Source organism: Pseudoalteromonas sp. TAE79, assembly GCF_000498015.1.
Taxonomy (GTDB): Bacteria; Pseudomonadota; Gammaproteobacteria; order Enterobacterales; family Alteromonadaceae; genus Pseudoalteromonas.
On sequence record NZ_AUTL01000147.1, the window covers coordinates 1 to 16,116 of the forward strand.

A 16,116-nucleotide genomic window follows, 5' to 3' on the forward strand; every position below is an offset into this window, starting at 1 on the left:
TCCATGCCGAACTCAGTAGTGAAACGAAACAGCGCCGATGATAGTGTAGCATTTGCTATGTGAAAGTAGGACATTACCAGGCTTCAAATTGTAGAAAGCCCGGATCTAACGATTCGGGCTTTTTTACGTCTGCAGAAAAGTGAAATGCGCGCAATTAACATACATTCATATCGCGACACAAAGAGAGTGTAGCATTTCACTGTGACTTTCTACCGCTGTGGGCACTACGACATTCTACTGCGTAGCGCACCGACTTCAAATTGTAGAGAGCCCGACTAGAAATAGTCGGGCTTTTTTACGTCTGCAGAAAAGTAAAATGTGCGCCATTAACACACACTCACATCAACACCTATCACGTAGGTCGGGCGAGCGTAGCGACTCCCGACGTTAAAATCACATCTAGGAGTGTGCAATTAATATTTATAAAAGTAGGATTGTTAATGAGTGCAGATATATTTAGTCGTTAATCATTACTTAAAGTTTTATCTAGTTGTCCTGTTCTCATTTTTATATAGATACTTCTAATAAAGTACTTAAGAAAACTGTACTATTACAGGTGTTTTAAAATAACTATAACGAGAAACATATGAAATTATTAACTGCAGCAACTTTATTACTTGCTTCATCGACAGCCTTTGCACGCCCTGCACCGTTAGTGTCTATTCCTACTCATGATGCCTTTTTTAATAGTATTGCAGCGCATTGCGGTAAAGCTTTTGAAGGTGAAGTAGCGGTAGATAATGCGAAAGGCCCAAGCTCATTTACAGATAAAAAACTGGTTATGCATGTACGTAAATGTAGTGAGACTGAGTTACAAGTACCGTTTCATGTAGGAGACGATGCATCACGTACGTGGATCATAACTAAAACGGGTAGCGGCTTGAGTTTAAAGCACGATCATCGTCATAAAGATGGAACAGACGACGCATCAACTATGTATGGTGGCCATACGCTTGATGCAGGGTTTGCGCAGATACAGTCGTTTCCAGCAGACCAATACTCTAAAGAGTTATTTGTAAAACAAGGTCTTGCGCAGTCTGTAGGTAATACATGGCAAATGTATATTTACCCAGAAGTATTTACTTATCGATTAATTCGCCAAGGACGTGAGTTTAAGGTGGATTTTGATTTAACTAAACCGATTACTCCACCATCAGCACCTTGGGGTTATAAAGACTAAGGTTACTTACCCTTACTTGTATTTTCTTTAGTTTCGCATTGGAGTAAAACACTTAAATCTGGTTGGTAAGCGCGTGGTTTTGTTGGAAAGCGTTCGTACTCTTGCACGCCTTCAAGTACTTTCAACATAAAGGTATTGCCTCGGCATAGACGGTCAGCATGACGTAACAAAAATACACTTTGATTGGTAAAGTGTTTGTAATCGTCTGACTGGATTTCTATTTTATAGTTGTCTTCGCCAATTTGTGTTTGGTAGTAATGTACTTTGTTATCAAAGTCGTAGAGCTTCTCGGTTTCGGCTTTTTCAGCAAGTGCAGTATTTGCACTCGAAAGGGCCACCAGCGTAGCGCCTATAAATAAGCGTGGTGTGTTTATTCCTTTCATAAAATGTATCCTTTAATTTGCGAACTTTATACCCATTAATAAGAGTAATAAGGTCGATTTCTTTACGTATTAGTCTAACACCCAAAAAGGGAAAGTGTGATGTTCAAACAAATAAAACAACTTTTTGCTGTATTCGATGAACAGCAGCCAAGTATGCAAGAGCACGATTTAAAAACAGCGGTTGCTGCATTATTAATTGAAGTTATGCGCGCAGATACCAAGCTTGAACATGATGAACAACGAACCCTGACTGTAACCTTAAAAAAGTACTTTAATTTAACAGACACTGAGGTTAATGAGCTTACTAATAATGCGGCAAGTAGCTTAGATGATTCGATAGATTACTTTCAGTTTTCAAAGCAGATTAATGAGCATTGTAGCGCGGCGCAGCGAATAGAAATAATAGAGTTATTATGGCGCTTAGCGTATGCCGATGGAGAAATAGATCCCCAAGAAGACTACGTTATACGTAAAGTAGCAGGGCTTTTATATGTAACGCATACCGACTTTATCGCCGCCAAAATAGCAGCGACAAAGTAAGTAGGCGTGCGTGCAAGTTATTTTAACTTACTTGCAACGCTTACTAACTGATGAGCGAGGGCTGATACTTTTTCAGCCGTTACAGGTTCATTTATTTGCCCATTTTCATTAAACAATGTGTGCACAGCGGGTACTGCAAGTTGATCGGCAAGTACTAACGATCCAATGCCGCTTAATATATCACGCACATGATTTAAACCGCGTAAGCCGCCAAGCCCACCAGGCGATGCTGCAAACAAAGCAACCACTTTATTACGAAAAGCAGGAACAGCACCTTGTTCTGTGCGCGATGCCCAATCAATCGCATTTTTTAGTGCTGCGGTAATAGAGCCGTTGTACTCTGGGCTTGCTAGTAAAATACCGTCGGCTGTACGTAGCTTATCTTTTAAAAGCTGTACATCGCTTGGTGTACCTTGCGCTTCAATATCTTCGTTAAATAGTGGGATGTTTAATTCGTTTAGTTTTATTACTTCTACTTCAGCACCTGTTTGTAGAGCAAAGCGTGCTGCCTCATTAATAATTTTTTGATTAAAGCTTTCTTGGCGAAGGCTTCCTGCTAGGGCGATAATTTTTGGTGCTGACATGGTAGTGGCCTTTTAATGTTTTAAGTTACATGACTAATGTAGCAAAATTTCACTTGTAGAAAACCCTAATAAACGCAACACTTGTGTGCGTATATGCACATAAGTAAAAGGTAGGCAGCATGGCGATAAAATTTGAAGATTGGCAAGACGTTAAAGTTGCGTTTGAAGTGGCACGGTTAGGCACGCTAACAGCAGCGGCCGAGGAGCTTAATGTGCACCACAGCACAGTGCTTAGGCGAATTAATAATCTTGAAAAAAACTTAAATGCACGGCTTTTTCATCGCCATGCTCGTGGCTACAAGGTTACTGAAATTGGCACCAAGTTATTTGCAACAGCACAAACAATCCATAGCTCCTTAGAGCAGTTACATAACGATATAGTAGCGGCCGATAGCACCCTTAGAGGTAGTTTGTTGCTAACGACGGTAAGTGGCTTCATGGATGTCCTTGGTGATGTATGTGAGCAATTTCAGGCGCTACATCCACAAGTGCAGCTTGAGGTTATTTTAGAACAAAAAAGGCTAAGGCTCGATCACGGACAAGCACATATTGCAGTGCGTGCAGGCCCAAGACCTGATGAAGGCGATTATATTGCTCAGCATTTGGCGCAGCTTTCATCGGGTTTATACGCTAATAAACGTTACATTAATAAATACGGTATGCCTAAATTATTAATTGATTTACAACAACATAACTTTGTATCGGGCGTGGCAGGTTTTAATGCCCGCGTGCCTTATTTTGCATGGGCTGATGAGCACATTCCTGCATCGCAAATAAAGCTGCGAGTATCTGAAACTGCAGAAGCGACTCGTGCAATCATTAAAGGGCTAGGCATTGGCGGATTACAACATGACGTAGCGGCGCAATATCCTGATTTAGTGCCTATATTGCACAGTCAGTTAAGCTGGCCTACCGATGTATGGTTAGTCACGCATCACTTAGTGCATCGCACTGCTAAAGTACAAGCTTTTGCAGGGTTGTTAAAAACACACTTTAGTAAGTTAGCTGCTAATCAATAGTTTTAGCTGTATTTTAAATGATTATAGTATTTTTTTACTTCTATTCCTAGGCGTTTAGCCAAGCGTACTAAGTTTGCTCTATCTAATTCAAGTACTCTTGCTGCTGCCGACCAGTTGTAGTTATGCTGTTTTAATTGCTCGGTAATTATGTTGTATTGCAACGATTCTACAGCTTGTTTTAAAGGTTGGTTGATTAAGGCGTTCGCTGTACTTCGGCTCTCTGCTATAGGGGGTTGCAGCGCACTCGGTGTTAAATCACAGTGCTCGCTTGTAATGGTTATTATTGGATTTTGCCATTGGCTTTGTTTTGCTTTTAGGGCGCTGCGGCTAATGACATGTTCAAGCTCGCGAACGTTACCTGGCCAGTTGTACTGATTAAGCAATGCTTGCGCTTCGGGGCTTAGTTTTAATTGTTTTATCCCTAATTTACGGGCTGTTTGCTCAATAAAATAACCAGCTAAGAGTGTTATGTCGTGCTCGCGTTTACTAAGTGGTGGCACAGTAATAGGGTAGACACTGAGGCGATGGTATAAATCGGCTCTAAAGCGACCTTGAGCTACTTCTTCTTTTAAATTTCTGTTGGTTGCAGCAACGACGCGTACATCTACGTACTTTGGCGTGTCTTCTCCTACCGTTTGTATTTCGCCACTTTGTAGCACTCGTAATAGTTTACTTTGCATGGCCAGGGGCAGTTCGCCAATTTCATCTAAAAATAACGTGCCGCCATCAGCTAATTGAAATTTACCTTGGCGCGAATTTTGTGCGCCTGTAAAAGCCCCTTTCGCATGACCAAAAAATTCACTTTCAGCAAGGCTTTCGGGAAGCGATGCACAATTTAAGTGAATAAGCGGTTGATCTTTTCGAGCTGAATTTAAGTGAATATTACGCGCAACAAGTTCTTTTCCTACCCCTGTTTCACCTAATATCAGCACGCTAAAGTTAGATGCTGCAACGAGTTTAATTTCGTTTTTAAGTGTTTGCATTAGCGGACTTTGACCAATAATTTCACCGCCGTCCCGTGTTAACGCTTCACGATTTAGTTCTTGTACTAATGCACTTGAGTGCTGTGCATGCTGTTTGTAATGGGCAAGCTCTAAAGCTGTTTTAAAGTGCGCACTACACAGCGTTTGTAGGGTATTGAGTGTATCAGCGCTTATGCTGTTAAATGCATTGGCGTTAAGGCTATCGAACGTAAGTACGCCAAGTAGCGCGTTTTTATCATAAAGAGGTAAACCTAAACATGCATGTACCGGTATGTCGCCGGTTTTAGCTAATAGTAATCCGTCGTATGGATCGGGTAATGGGCAGTCGTGCGCAAATTGCAGCGCAAGTGTGCTTTTGCAAATAGCTTCTAGGCGAGGGTGCTCTACTATTTTAAATCGTCTGCCAAGACTGTCGGACATTAACCCTTTAATTGCCAGGGGTTTTAATTGCTCGCCCTGAAGCACTAATAACGCACTTGCATCACTAGGAATCACCCGCTCAACCGTTGCTAGTAATTGATCAAAGCTATGCTCGTGTAGTGTACTTTGAGCAAGCTCTAGAGCAACTTGTGTAAGGTTGAATTGCTGGTTCACGTCAAAATGACCTATTTGTGTTTTTATGAGTTAATTTATAGTAGGTCATAAAGACTCACACTGTAAAGTGATTTAATTTAACTTGTTGAATTTAATTAATTAAACTTGTTGGCACAGTATGTGTAATAGCTAAGTAACGTAGTTAGTTACAGAGATCGCCATGAACACACTAATGCTGAATAATTTAAATAATCAAACACAGTTTAGTTCACTGCATGAGGCACTAGCGTGCGCTGAATACTTTTTTGCTCAGTATGGTGTAGGGCAGGAAATAAAATAATGCGCCCTATAAACTTAACTGAGCCAATGCCAGCACGCGTTGCTATTCATCAAGTATCTCAATGGCCGTTATGGATGCTAGCTTTTAGGCCTTTCTTTTTAGGCGGTGGCTTATTGGCATTTTTGTCAGTGGGGTATTGGCTACTTATTTTAACAGGCCATGCAAGTTGGCACTTATCGATACCTGCGACATTATGGCACGCGCACGAAATGCTGTTTGGCTTTGCAGGAGTTGTAGCTGTTGGCTTTTTACTTACCGCAGCACAAACGTGGACAGGCGTGCCGAGCATAAGTGGCAAAGCTCTTATGTGGCTTACGTTTATATGGCTTGCAGCGCGCTTAGCATTTTTTCTAGTACTGCCAGATATTGCTCATTTTAATTTATATGCTGCACTTACATTACAAGTTATTTGGTGGTTAGGCGCCATAACCGCGTTGGCTAATATGTTATTAAAAGCCAATAGCAAGAGTAACTATCCGTTTTTAGCTATTTTAGCTGTGCTTTGTGGACTCAATGTATTGTATTTAATACTTGTTTTACAACAAAACATGCAGCTTGCACTTGGTGTGGTTGATACCGCAGTACTGGTAATTACTTTACTAGTTGGCATTGTTGCGGGCCGCGTTTTACCATTTTTTACCGCTAAAGGTCTAGGTTTAGCCGCACAAGTTCGCACTCCTAAAATAGATAAAGCGGTGATGTATTTATCTATTTTGGCGATCACTTTGTTTTTCATCAACAAGTTGTTTTTGAACACGATTAATCCTGCGTTAGTTGTTGCAACTGTTGCTGCGCTTCACCTGCTTAGGGCTGGTTGTTGGTGGGATAGCAAGGTATTGAGAGTGCCGTTGTTATGGTCTTTACATTTTTCCTACTTAGCGTTAGGCGTAGGGTTAATGATGGTTGCATTTAGCTTTTATAGCAGTGCAATACAATTTAAAGATGCGCTGCACTTAATCACTATTGGCACAATAGGTATGATGATTTTAGCAATGATGACGCGTGTATCACATGGTCATACAGGGCGTACACTCGCTATTCCTCATTACATGGCTGTTGCTTTTGCGTTTTTGCTTGTGGCCGCTATTACTCGTTCATTACTCCCTTTTATTATTGGGCCTCACCTTGCTTGGCAAATAAGTGCTTTGCTGTGGTTAGTGGCTTTTTCATTATTTTTAATTCACTGCACACCTATATTAACGCGGCGTCGTGTTGATGGGCGTCGTGGTTAGTTCATCCATAGGAAACACATATGTTATCTGATAAAACCATTGAGATTGTAAAAAGCACAGTTCCGTTATTAGCGCAGGCGGGTACGGTTGTTACCGATCATTTTTATAAGCGTTTATTTAGCCATAATCCTGAGCTTAAAAATATTTTTAATATGGCGAATCAAGATACAGGTCGTCAGCAATTTGCACTTTTTAATGCATTGGCTGCGTATGCACAAAATATTGATAATTTAGCCGTATTAAAAGAAGCGCTAACACGTATTAATCATAAGCATACAAGCTTGAATATTTTACCTGAGCACTACCCTATTGTAGGTGCACACTTAATTGGTACGCTTAAAGAGCTTCTTCCTGAGCAATTTACTCCCGATGTTGAATACGCTTGGCGCGAAGCTTACGGCGTACTTGCTGATATTTGTATAACCGAAGAAGCTGCTTTGTATGAGCACAGTAAAAATAAACACGGTGGTTGGGCGGGAACTCGCCAATTTGAAATAACCAACAAACAGGCCGAATCAGAACTAGTAACGAGTTTTACACTTACGCCAGTTGATGGCGAAGCTGTTATTACACATAAACCAGGGCAGTATTTAGGTATTAAAGTTAAGCCAGAGGGCGCTGAATATGAAGAAATTCGCCAGTATTCTATTTCACAAAAAAGTAACGCTAAAAACTACCGTATTAGTGTTAAAAAAGAGCTACAGCCAAAGCCTGGCATGGTGTCTAATTATTTACACTCATTAGAGCAAGGCACTATTGTTGAGTTATACCCGCCGGCAGGAGACTTCTTTTTACGCAATAACACAAGTCCAGTGGTTCTCATTTCAGCAGGTGTTGGGCAAACGCCAATGCTGGCTATGCTTGAAACGTTATTAAGTGACAATTCTAATCAAGAGATTATGTATTTACATGCTTGCGAAAATACTCAGCAACATTCGTTTTCAAAATATTTATATGATCTAACAGCGCAGAATAACCACTTGAAAACAATAACGTGGTTTAACCAAGCGACAGAGGGCGCTGACTTTACTGGGTTAATGAACCTAAATGCAGTACAAGCACAGCTACCATTGAGTAATGGCGACTTTTACTTATGTGGTCCTGCCGGTTTTATGGCATTTATAAAAAAGCAGTTACTTGAACTAGGTGTTAAAAACGAGCAGATTCATTATGAAGTGTTTGGTCCGCATGAAGACTTGTAATAACGCTTTAAAATAGAAAAAGGCGTACAGCGATGTGCTGCGCGCCTTTTTATAAACGCTAATAAAGTGCCTTATAACTCTTTACAGGTCACACCTTCAAGTACTGTAGTAAGCTCTTTTTTAGGATAGTAAAGCTCGCATTGGTTATTACGTAGTTGCAAAATAAACTTCTCAGATTTTATATTATGCGCGCCCATAATTACTCTGCCATCAGACCCTTTACTCATTGCATGATCAATTAGCAGTTCGCTACGTTTAGTAAATACGGAATCGGAAAGTGTTACTAATGCGCCTCCCTTAGCTTGTTGAATTGCCTGTTGTAGTGTTGCAATAACGCTAGGATTAACGCTCGTTAATATAGCGGGTTTAGCGGGATCACTATTTACACTTTGGCATCCACCTAAAGCGAATAAGGTAGCTAATGGGAGTACTAATTTAGCCATTACCTTTCCTCACTCAGTGTTGGCCAAGTTAAGTCCATATTACGCTGGGTAAATTGCTCAGGCATATTTAAAGGAATGAGAGATTCACGAGAGCTTGAAAAATTAGCTGGCTCTGCTTTTGCAGCAGCCGTTCTAATTGGGCAACTGCCATTTTCAACATGAAATAATGCGGTGGCTAAAACGGCCTCGTCACTGTCGCCTAACTGATGATCAAAGTCGTCTTCAATTTCACAACCTTGAACATCAGCATCAAATTGTGGCGTAGGGGTTGGTGTAAAACCCGCAGCGTATTCGCCAAATCCTTTGCTATTTACCCCACTAAACTGAATAGTATAATAGGTTGTTGCGCAGTTATGGGTTGGGGTAAAGCCATAGGGCTTACCGCAGGTCGTGTCACCAATTAAAATAACTTCTGCGTCTATACCCTTTAAACCATTAATAAAAGCTTCTGATGCCGAACAGGTGCCTGATGTGCTTAATACATAAACCTTTGATAGGTTTAAATCAGGTAGGTTTTCACCTGTGCTAAAAAAAGTAGAGTAATCTATTTCTTCATCAATAAATGGAAAAGGCGAATCAACGGGTTGTTTATCGTTTTGTTGGGTTTGATAATAAAAGCGGTTATTAACGTTGGCATTACCGGCAACCATATAAGCCAATTGAGCTGATAGCGCCAATAAGCCGCCGCCGTTATATCTAAAGTCGATTACAAGCTCATCAATACCATCGGTTTTAAACTTATTTACCGCGTCAATAAGCCCTTCTTGGGCAATGCTTATATGGCTATTAAATTGCATGTAACCCACGCTTGAACCATTTGCAGTCGGAATCGTTTTAACATTTTGAACTGGTGTTTGCTCAATATTACCAGCGGTTACATTAAATGTTTTTTCGGCGCCATCGTTACTGCGTACAACAATAGTATGTGAATCGCCGTTAGTTGGGCTAAATAAACCTTCGTTAAGCGTATCTACACCCGACTCTGTATTAGTATTAATGCTAACACCGTCAACTGAAAGTACAGTATCACCACGTTGAAAGCCTATTTGGCTTGCGGGCGAGTCATCTTCAAGATAAGCGACGCGTAAAATACGGTCGGCTGTATCGCCAATAAACGCCCAATTTATACCGTAACCAGAAGTAACGCCCGATTGCGCTTCTTGAAAGTAATCTTCAGTAGGTTCTGAAAAATGAAAGTTATCTTTTTTTGCCCCTGAGTCGGTAAGCTGCTCTGTTTTTAATTGAGCGAAGTAATCGGCTACTGTGCCAAAGCTTTCAGGATCGTTATCGGCAATCTCATCATACCAAAGGTAGGTTTCGTCGCTCCAAGAGCGAAGCCAGAGTTTTTCGTAAAGGGCAGAACCTGCTTGATCTGGGTAAGGCTCGTTGTTATTAAAGGGATCGTTACCCGTACGCGGGGTTTAGCAAAAGTTTTTTAAATCGTTAGAGGGTTCAAATACACCCGCAGTCCATGTTGGACTGCTACTAACAGGTGTTGTGACGATAGGCGTAGTAATTACAGGAGCAGAGTCGATGNTGGCTAGCGAGGTTTTATTATTTTTAAACATAGTTAAGGACTTTCTGTAAATAAGTTGTTTAAAATATTACAACACTCGCTCATTTATTCAACATTTATAGCTTTGATTTATGTAAATGAGTGTTAAAGCTTAGAGCTTGCTCGCACTACTTGTATCTGCGAATGCTTGCTTTTGCCATGCATTAAATAACTTTTGCTGTTTATCAGAGACTTTTAAACCGTATGTTTTTTGCATGTAAGCGTAAGTGTCGGCTATACGTTTACGTGCATAGACAGGCGGTTCAACTACACGTTGCTTAAAGTTTACTTTTACTTCGCAGCGACCATACTGTGTGGCGTTTTCGCTAAGCATGCCAAAACGATAATTAGAGCGATCGGCATTAATTTCGCCAATAGCTGGCGCTAAGTTATTTATATCAGCTTCCATTTTTCTAAATTTAGCACTTACTTTACGGCAGTTTTTACGTCCGCCATCTTGCCAACATTGTAGCTGATGACCAAATTCCCACGCCGGAACAATATGTTCCCACTCAATGCGTAGTGCTCGCACATTTACTTTGCCTGAGCGGGTAAGTGTATTTCGAGGAATGTAACCACAGTTAGAAGGATCAGGAATGAGTTTTTTGCCTTCTTTTTTAATATCACAACCGCAGTAAATACTTTTGGCGTTGTCAGGGAGGGTTTTAATTAAATGTCTTTTAGCCGTTGAAAAACGGGTAAATTGTTCGGCAGATACCGAAAAACACACACAACAAGCCAGTAAGGCCAGAATAAATCGAGTCATATCCATCACAAATGTGAACTACAGGAACAGGCAGTTTAAAGCCTTGAAGATAAAAGATAAAGTTAACTTAAGGCCTGCACTTATATTACTAAAAAGTGTCCGATTAATTTTTTATTCAAAGTTATTTTCACTATTCATTTATTTCTTACTATTTATCGTATTTTAATCACACAAGATTATACGTTAAGGAGTATGCTTAAAGCTTACTCAATATGGGGATTTGGATTGCAAATGAAATTTGTTGATTATTATGCAGTGCTTGGAATATCGCCTGACGCAGACGATAAAGCAGTTAAAGTAGCTTATAAAAAGTTAGCCAGAAAATATCACCCAGATGTAAGCAAAGAGCCTCAAGCAGAAGATAAGTTTAAAGAAATAGCAGAAGCTTACGAAGTCATTCATAACAAAGAAGAACGTGTAAAATACGACGAGTTACGTCGTCACCAACAAAATCGTGCTCGTCAACAGCAAGGTAATTATGGTGGTAACAATGCTTCATCGCAAAGTAATTATCAGCAAAGCGATCCTCAAACCGATCAAGAGTTTTCTGATTTTGTTAATTCAATGTTTGGCGGCGCCGGTGGATTCAATCGTTCCGGGCAGGGCAGAAGTAACGCCGCTCGCGCGCAAAAAGGACAAGATGTGGAAATAGAGTTCCCGATTTTTCTTGAAGAGACTTTAGTTGATACCGTTAAGCCTGTTGAGTTTATATTACCGCAGCGAGATAGTAGTGGTCGTGTCTCTGAAATTAAAAAATCACTTAAAGTGAAAATTCCCGCAGGTTCAGTAAATGGCGAACGAATTCGACTAAAAGGGCAAGGCGGATTAGGGTCAGCGAACGGGCAAAATGGCGATTTGTACTTACAAATTAGTTTAGTGCCCCACCCATTATTTGATGTTGAAGGTCATAACCTAAATATAGTCGTCCCTCTTGCACCATGGGAAGCGGCTCTTGGTACAAAAATAAATTTACCTACGTTGGCAGGCAAAATCCAATTAACTATTCCATCTAATAGTCAGTCTGGTCAACGCTTGCGTATTAAAGGTAAGGGATTAATGAGTAAAAAAGCCAAAGGTGATTTATTTGCTGTGCTTAAAATTGTTAATCCAACATCTGTTGATGATACCAGTAAAAAACTTTGGGAAGAATTAGCCGAAAAAGCTCACTTTGATCCCCGTAATAACTGGAGCAAGCCATAATGCAAATTATCGTGACACAAAAAGATGATTTACTTACTAGCAAAGAGCTATGTTTGAGTAGTGATATTAGCGAAGCAATTTTATATGAGCTAGTTGAGCACAATATTGCGGTTCCAATTGAGGGGAAGCATGTTACGCAGTGGCAATTTACGGTATCTGCAGTGACCTTAGTTAAAAAAGCGGCCCGTATTCAACATGACTTTTCGTTAGATTGGTCGGCAATAGCTTTAGTTCTACAATTGCTGGATGAGCGTGATGAGTTGATTTTCGAAAATGAAATGTTAAAGCGACATTTGAGTCGATTTAAACACTTGGAATAAAATCTGCCCTTGGGTACTTCCTAGGGCTTATTTACTCTTTGGTGAGAGTGCGCTAGTTCTTAAAAATCAATATGACTACTTTGATTTATTCTTACTTTTAATTCGGATAAATCGTTTTAGTCGTATGTTTTGCATAAGTAGTAATATTCCACTTAAACAAAAAAGTACGCTGGTTGCTGCAAAACTAATAAGCAGCGGATTATTAAAATCCTCTCGCTCATCGTAATCCATAATATGTAACATCCAAAAAAAGTCGAAAATTCGCCATAGTGTGCTGCGAACGGTGATAACTTTGCCGTTATTTTCTGACAAATACAGTGTTGTGTTAAATGTGTCGTCAAATTGTACCTGCCAAACATTGGTTTTATATCCAACTTCTCGCATACCTTGCTTTAGCAGTACAGCGCTTGTTACTTGAGCATCAATAAGTAAGTGTGCTTTAGCATTTGCGGTAATTTGTATTTTAGTTGGCGGCTCAAAAGGCCGGCCTGTTATACCGTTAAAGCTTTGCTGTTCATCTTTATTTATTACTGTAATTATAGGTGTGGTTAAAAAGTTCTCAAAAATTATTTGTGTTGGATTAACCACCTGAGATGCAATATCGTCAAGGGAGGCAACATAATCAGCCTGCGTAAATGGGTTATTAAGAGTACGTGTTGCAAGATGCTCCCCATGAACTTTATCAAGAGGGATAGCGCTCATTACTAAACCACCTAATAGCCAAGCTAAAATTTGTAATGTGAGCAAATAACCGAGCCATTTATGTAACTTGCGAGCATACTTAAATATTTTTTTATTCATGTTTTAGTCTTATTATTTTTAGAGGCTAGTTTATTACATTAATGGGATTAGTTACTGCGACATTTTGTCGCAGTTTAAACTATAGCTTACTGTAATCATTTAAAAATAAAAAAGATTACACTTAAATTGCTAACATGACTTATTTGTTTAATTGAGCTGAGTGTTTGATATCCAGCTAGCTTTAAACGCTAAAAAATACTTAAAAGCTGCGAAATATCTATATAAAGTGGTTAATAGAGCATAGTTGATTTGGTATAACGGTAAAACTGCGTTAAAGTTTGCAATGAAATTATTAGAGGATAAATACGAAACGATGTCGGAAATTCAATTTTTAAATGTAGATCTTGAGCTTGAATCAAAGCAAGATATTAGTTTGCTAGTGGCAGACTTGAAAAAAGTCGCGACGATTTTACATTATGACAAAGACGAATACCGTCAATTAGCGCGTATTGAAGCAACAGGTGTAGTAAACACGCCTGACAAAGCAATAAACCATATATGTGAGCTTATTGAATCGTGTTCGCGTAACGCGCTAAAGCAATGGTTAAGCTGTTCACGTAGAACGTTTGATATTGGTTTTGAATCAGGCACTTCCCCTAAGTGCTTTAATCAAGCCTTAGATGCAGATACATTACTACGTATATCTGCGATTGGTGCGGGTATGGAAATTACAATTTACCCAATCGAAAAGTAACTACCTTCGCTCTACAACTGCTGCGGTCATTTTTGATACGCAGCACAGCTCATTGCGGCTATTTGTAATTTTTATTTCCCACACTGAACTACGTTTGCCAATATGAAACGCTCTTGCCGTTGCTGTTAAAGTGCCGTTGCGAGATGCTTTTAAATGACTTGCGCTAATTTCCTGGCCCACGCAGTAAAATTTTGTAAAATCGACAACAAAGTTAGCTGCATAGCTGGCAACTGTTTCGGCAAGTACAACGTTAGCACCGCCGTGAACCATTCCCATTGGGTTATGATGCTCAGGAATTGCCGGCATAGTGGCTACTAAGTAATCATCACCAATTTCAGTGACTTCTATTCCCATGGTTTTCATTAATGTTCCTTGGCCATCAATGCCTTGTTCTAACTGCTTGCACAGCTCTAAAGTGATGGGCTGGTACCAAATACTCATAATGACTCCTTTGCTTTTTTAATCATTTATAAACCTAGCTTTAGTTATACCCCTAAAATGTACACAAGTGAAATTACTTTGGCTATTTTAAGGCTTAATTTAAATTTGCGATTTTTATTTAACTGTATATACTCACAGTTAAATGTACTGTATGGAAAACCAGTTGTATGCGACCATTAACGAACCGCCAAGCTCAAATACTCGAACTAATTAAAGTTTTTATTAAAGACACTGGTATGCCTCCTACACGTGCAGAAATAGCGCAAACATTAGGTTTTAAAAGTGCCAATGCTGCTGAAGAACATTTAAAAGCACTTGCTAAAAAAGGCGCAATTAAAATGAAACCAGGTGCAAGCCGTGGTATTCAGTTAATTGAAGAAGAAGAGCCAGAACAATTAGGTTTACCGCTTATAGGGCGTGTTGCTGCTGGTTCACCTATTTTGGCGCAAGAGCACGTTGAAAGTCACTGCAAAATCGATCCATTAATGTTTAAACCGGCTGCAGATTTTTTACTACGCGTTAACGGTATGAGCATGAAAGATATTGGTATTATGGATGGTGATTTACTTGCTGTACATCGTACTCAAACCGCTGAAAACGGGCAAGTTGTTGTTGCCCGCCTAGACGAAGACGTAACTGTAAAACGTCTTGAGAAAGCGGGTCGTAAAGTATTACTTCATGCTGAAAACGACGATTTTGAATCTATTGAAGTAGATCTTGAGAATGAGTCTTTTAATATTGAAGGCTTAGCCGTTGGCGTTATAAGAAACGCTGATTGGATGTGACTTTAAAAATAGCTTTTAAACAAGCAGTTTTATAAATGCGTACTAATTAGTTAACACCACTCGTTTAAGAACGAGTGGTGTTTTTTCGTTTATACCTAACTGGATATTTTTGTGTCTTTGCGAGCACCGTTCGCGGATAAGCTTTTCGCTTTCTTTTCTCCGGTAATATTAGCCGTTTACCGTTTTCACGTAGTTCTTTTAGCTTTTTAGGGATTGTCCCGGGGCTTCGACCTGAGCACCATAAAAACTCGTCTTGTATCAGGTATAATGCGTTTATGAAACTGATGCGTAATGGCTCCACTTTATGGGCTTTAGCCATCTCTGCCATTTCAAGTCTCACGATATTGTATGACGTCAGAATACCCCAGAGCTCTTGATAAATACCTTCCTGTTTCAAGCTCCGTAGCGCTGGCTTATTAGATAATTGATATTGCTTGAGCTCACCATATCCTCGCTCTATTTCCCATCGTTGCCAATAAACATCGAGTAGCGCTTTCAGCGGGTACTTTTCTGGACAGGCGCATGAGGTGATGAACCCTTTTATTTCACCTTTAGGTGTCGGAATTTGAATAAGCCTTGCTTGCCATGTATCACCTAGGTAAGGGGCTGATTTTTTAGCTTGTGGCGAAATAGGCATTGTTATTAAGTGGTCGTAATCGCTAAATGATTCCGTTATTTCATAGCGCATTTTACTTTTGATGGGCGTAAGCCAATGATGATTTTCGCTAACACCTTGCCAGCTCGTGAATAGTTCAGCCGAAAAGAAACCTTTATCAAATAGAGTTAGTGAATGTTCAGGTGCTGAGCCAACAAGCTGTTGAGCATAATGAATTTCACTTTGAGTAATGGGGCCAAACGCTGCATCGGATATTAAATGCGTTCTTGTCGACATCAAGGTTACAGCAAGTACTGAGGGGAAGTTCGTTGTCGATTGAGCATAGCCAAAATGACGGTTACTCGGCGTATCTTGGGTTTTAAATTGTGTACCGTCAACGCTTAGCAGCTTTAAACCACACACGTCATCAAAAGTTTGCGACTGCTCCCACTGCGTTGCTGTATGTTTAAAAAGGTGTTTCATAGGCGCTGCGCCTAGCTTTTCTTTCCCTTTTATAAT

The 16,116-nt window shown here is 40.0% G+C and carries 18 protein-coding genes; 9 read left to right on the forward strand and 9 right to left on the reverse strand.

The window, feature by feature from the left end; genetic code table 11:
- Positions 1-586: 586 nt before the first annotated feature.
- Positions 587-1,180, forward strand: coding sequence for a hypothetical protein (locus tag L655_RS0110465; protein WP_024605003.1), 594 nt, complete (start codon positions 587-589; stop codon positions 1,178-1,180).
- A 2-nt stretch (positions 1,181-1,182) separates the two neighbouring features.
- Here L655_RS0110465 and L655_RS0110470 read toward each other — a convergent pair whose 3' ends face one another.
- A complete protein-coding gene (locus tag L655_RS0110470) occupies positions 1,183-1,563 on the reverse strand; it encodes a hypothetical protein (RefSeq protein ID WP_002959647.1) in 381 nt (126 codons plus the stop codon).
- A 99-nt stretch (positions 1,564-1,662) separates the two neighbouring features.
- Between L655_RS0110470 and L655_RS0110475 the strand changes: the two genes are divergently transcribed.
- Positions 1,663-2,103 carry a TerB family tellurite resistance protein gene (locus L655_RS0110475; protein WP_002959645.1) on the forward strand — a complete coding sequence of 147 codons (441 nt, stop codon included), beginning with the start codon at positions 1,663-1,665 and terminating at the stop codon, positions 2,101-2,103.
- Between the two features lie 17 nt (positions 2,104-2,120).
- Here L655_RS0110475 and L655_RS0110480 read toward each other — a convergent pair whose 3' ends face one another.
- Complete coding sequence (locus tag L655_RS0110480; RefSeq protein ID WP_024605004.1) at positions 2,121-2,687, reverse strand: NAD(P)H-dependent oxidoreductase; 567 nt, start codon at positions 2,685-2,687, stop codon at positions 2,121-2,123.
- Between the two features lie 119 nt (positions 2,688-2,806).
- Between L655_RS0110480 and L655_RS0110485 the strand changes: the two genes are divergently transcribed.
- Complete coding sequence (locus tag L655_RS0110485; RefSeq protein WP_024605005.1) at positions 2,807-3,706, forward strand: LysR family transcriptional regulator; 900 nt, start codon at positions 2,807-2,809, stop codon at positions 3,704-3,706.
- Positions 3,707-3,708: 2 nt separating this feature from the next.
- Here the strand turns inward: L655_RS0110485 and norR are convergent, their stop codons facing one another.
- Positions 3,709-5,283: a nitric oxide reductase transcriptional regulator NorR gene (gene norR, locus L655_RS0110490; protein ID WP_024605006.1), complete on the reverse strand. Its 1,575-nt coding sequence runs from the start codon at positions 5,281-5,283 to the stop codon at positions 3,709-3,711.
- 279 nt (positions 5,284-5,562) lie between these two features.
- Here norR and L655_RS0110500 point away from each other — a divergent pair, with 279 nt between their 5' ends.
- On the forward strand, positions 5,563-6,795 hold the full coding sequence (locus tag L655_RS0110500; RefSeq protein WP_024605007.1) for an NnrS family protein: 1,233 nt from the start codon (positions 5,563-5,565) through the stop codon (positions 6,793-6,795).
- Positions 6,796-6,815: 20 nt separating this feature from the next.
- On the forward strand, positions 6,816-7,997 hold the full coding sequence (gene hmpA / locus L655_RS0110505) for an NO-inducible flavohemoprotein (protein ID WP_024605008.1): 1,182 nt from the start codon (positions 6,816-6,818) through the stop codon (positions 7,995-7,997).
- Between the two features lie 71 nt (positions 7,998-8,068).
- Here the strand turns inward: hmpA and L655_RS0110510 are convergent, their stop codons facing one another.
- The 3 genes from L655_RS0110510 to L655_RS0110520 all read right to left on the reverse strand — a co-directional run bounded on the left by L655_RS0110510 (position 8,069) and on the right by L655_RS0110520 (position 10,761).
- The gene (locus L655_RS0110510) at positions 8,069-8,440 is read right to left on the reverse strand and encodes a hypothetical protein (protein WP_024605009.1); all 372 of its coding nucleotides are present in this window, start codon (positions 8,438-8,440) and stop codon (positions 8,069-8,071) included.
- A complete protein-coding gene (locus tag L655_RS1000000127965; protein WP_241764476.1) occupies positions 8,440-9,237 on the reverse strand; it encodes a S41 family peptidase in 798 nt (265 codons plus the stop codon). The genes L655_RS0110510 and L655_RS1000000127965 overlap by 1 nt, the downstream gene beginning before the upstream one ends.
- An 870-nt stretch (positions 9,238-10,107) precedes the next feature.
- Complete coding sequence (locus L655_RS0110520; RefSeq protein WP_029751761.1) at positions 10,108-10,761, reverse strand: endonuclease; 654 nt, start codon at positions 10,759-10,761, stop codon at positions 10,108-10,110.
- A 231-nt stretch (positions 10,762-10,992) separates the two neighbouring features.
- Between L655_RS0110520 and L655_RS0110525 the strand changes: the two genes are divergently transcribed.
- Positions 10,993-11,961 (forward strand): DnaJ C-terminal domain-containing protein, encoded by a 969-nt coding sequence (locus L655_RS0110525; RefSeq protein ID WP_024605011.1) that lies wholly within the window; start codon positions 10,993-10,995, stop codon positions 11,959-11,961.
- Positions 11,961-12,281, forward strand: coding sequence for a chaperone modulator CbpM (locus tag L655_RS0110530; protein WP_007584937.1), 321 nt, complete (start codon positions 11,961-11,963; stop codon positions 12,279-12,281). Before L655_RS0110525 ends, L655_RS0110530 begins: the two co-directional genes overlap by 1 nt.
- A gap of 75 nt (positions 12,282-12,356) precedes the next feature.
- Here L655_RS0110530 and L655_RS0110535 read toward each other — a convergent pair whose 3' ends face one another.
- Positions 12,357-13,082: a membrane protein gene (locus L655_RS0110535; protein WP_024605012.1), complete on the reverse strand. Its 726-nt coding sequence runs from the start codon at positions 13,080-13,082 to the stop codon at positions 12,357-12,359.
- Positions 13,083-13,395: 313 nt separating this feature from the next.
- On the opposite strand from L655_RS0110535, the gene L655_RS0110540 reads away from it, so the two are divergent.
- The gene (locus tag L655_RS0110540; RefSeq protein ID WP_008138697.1) at positions 13,396-13,776 is read left to right on the forward strand and encodes a hypothetical protein; all 381 of its coding nucleotides are present in this window, start codon (positions 13,396-13,398) and stop codon (positions 13,774-13,776) included.
- On the opposite strand, the gene L655_RS0110545 is transcribed toward L655_RS0110540, so the two are convergent.
- On the reverse strand, positions 13,777-14,217 hold the full coding sequence (locus L655_RS0110545) for a PaaI family thioesterase (RefSeq protein ID WP_007584940.1): 441 nt from the start codon (positions 14,215-14,217) through the stop codon (positions 13,777-13,779).
- A 167-nt stretch (positions 14,218-14,384) separates the two neighbouring features.
- On the opposite strand from L655_RS0110545, the gene lexA reads away from it, so the two are divergent.
- Positions 14,385-15,002, forward strand: coding sequence for a transcriptional repressor LexA (lexA, locus tag L655_RS0110550; RefSeq protein WP_007584941.1), 618 nt, complete (start codon positions 14,385-14,387; stop codon positions 15,000-15,002).
- Between the two features lie 64 nt (positions 15,003-15,066).
- On the opposite strand, the gene L655_RS0110555 is transcribed toward lexA, so the two are convergent.
- Positions 15,067-16,116: IS4 family transposase (locus L655_RS0110555; protein ID WP_024605013.1), on the reverse strand; the 1,050-nt coding region annotated here is incomplete at its 5' end.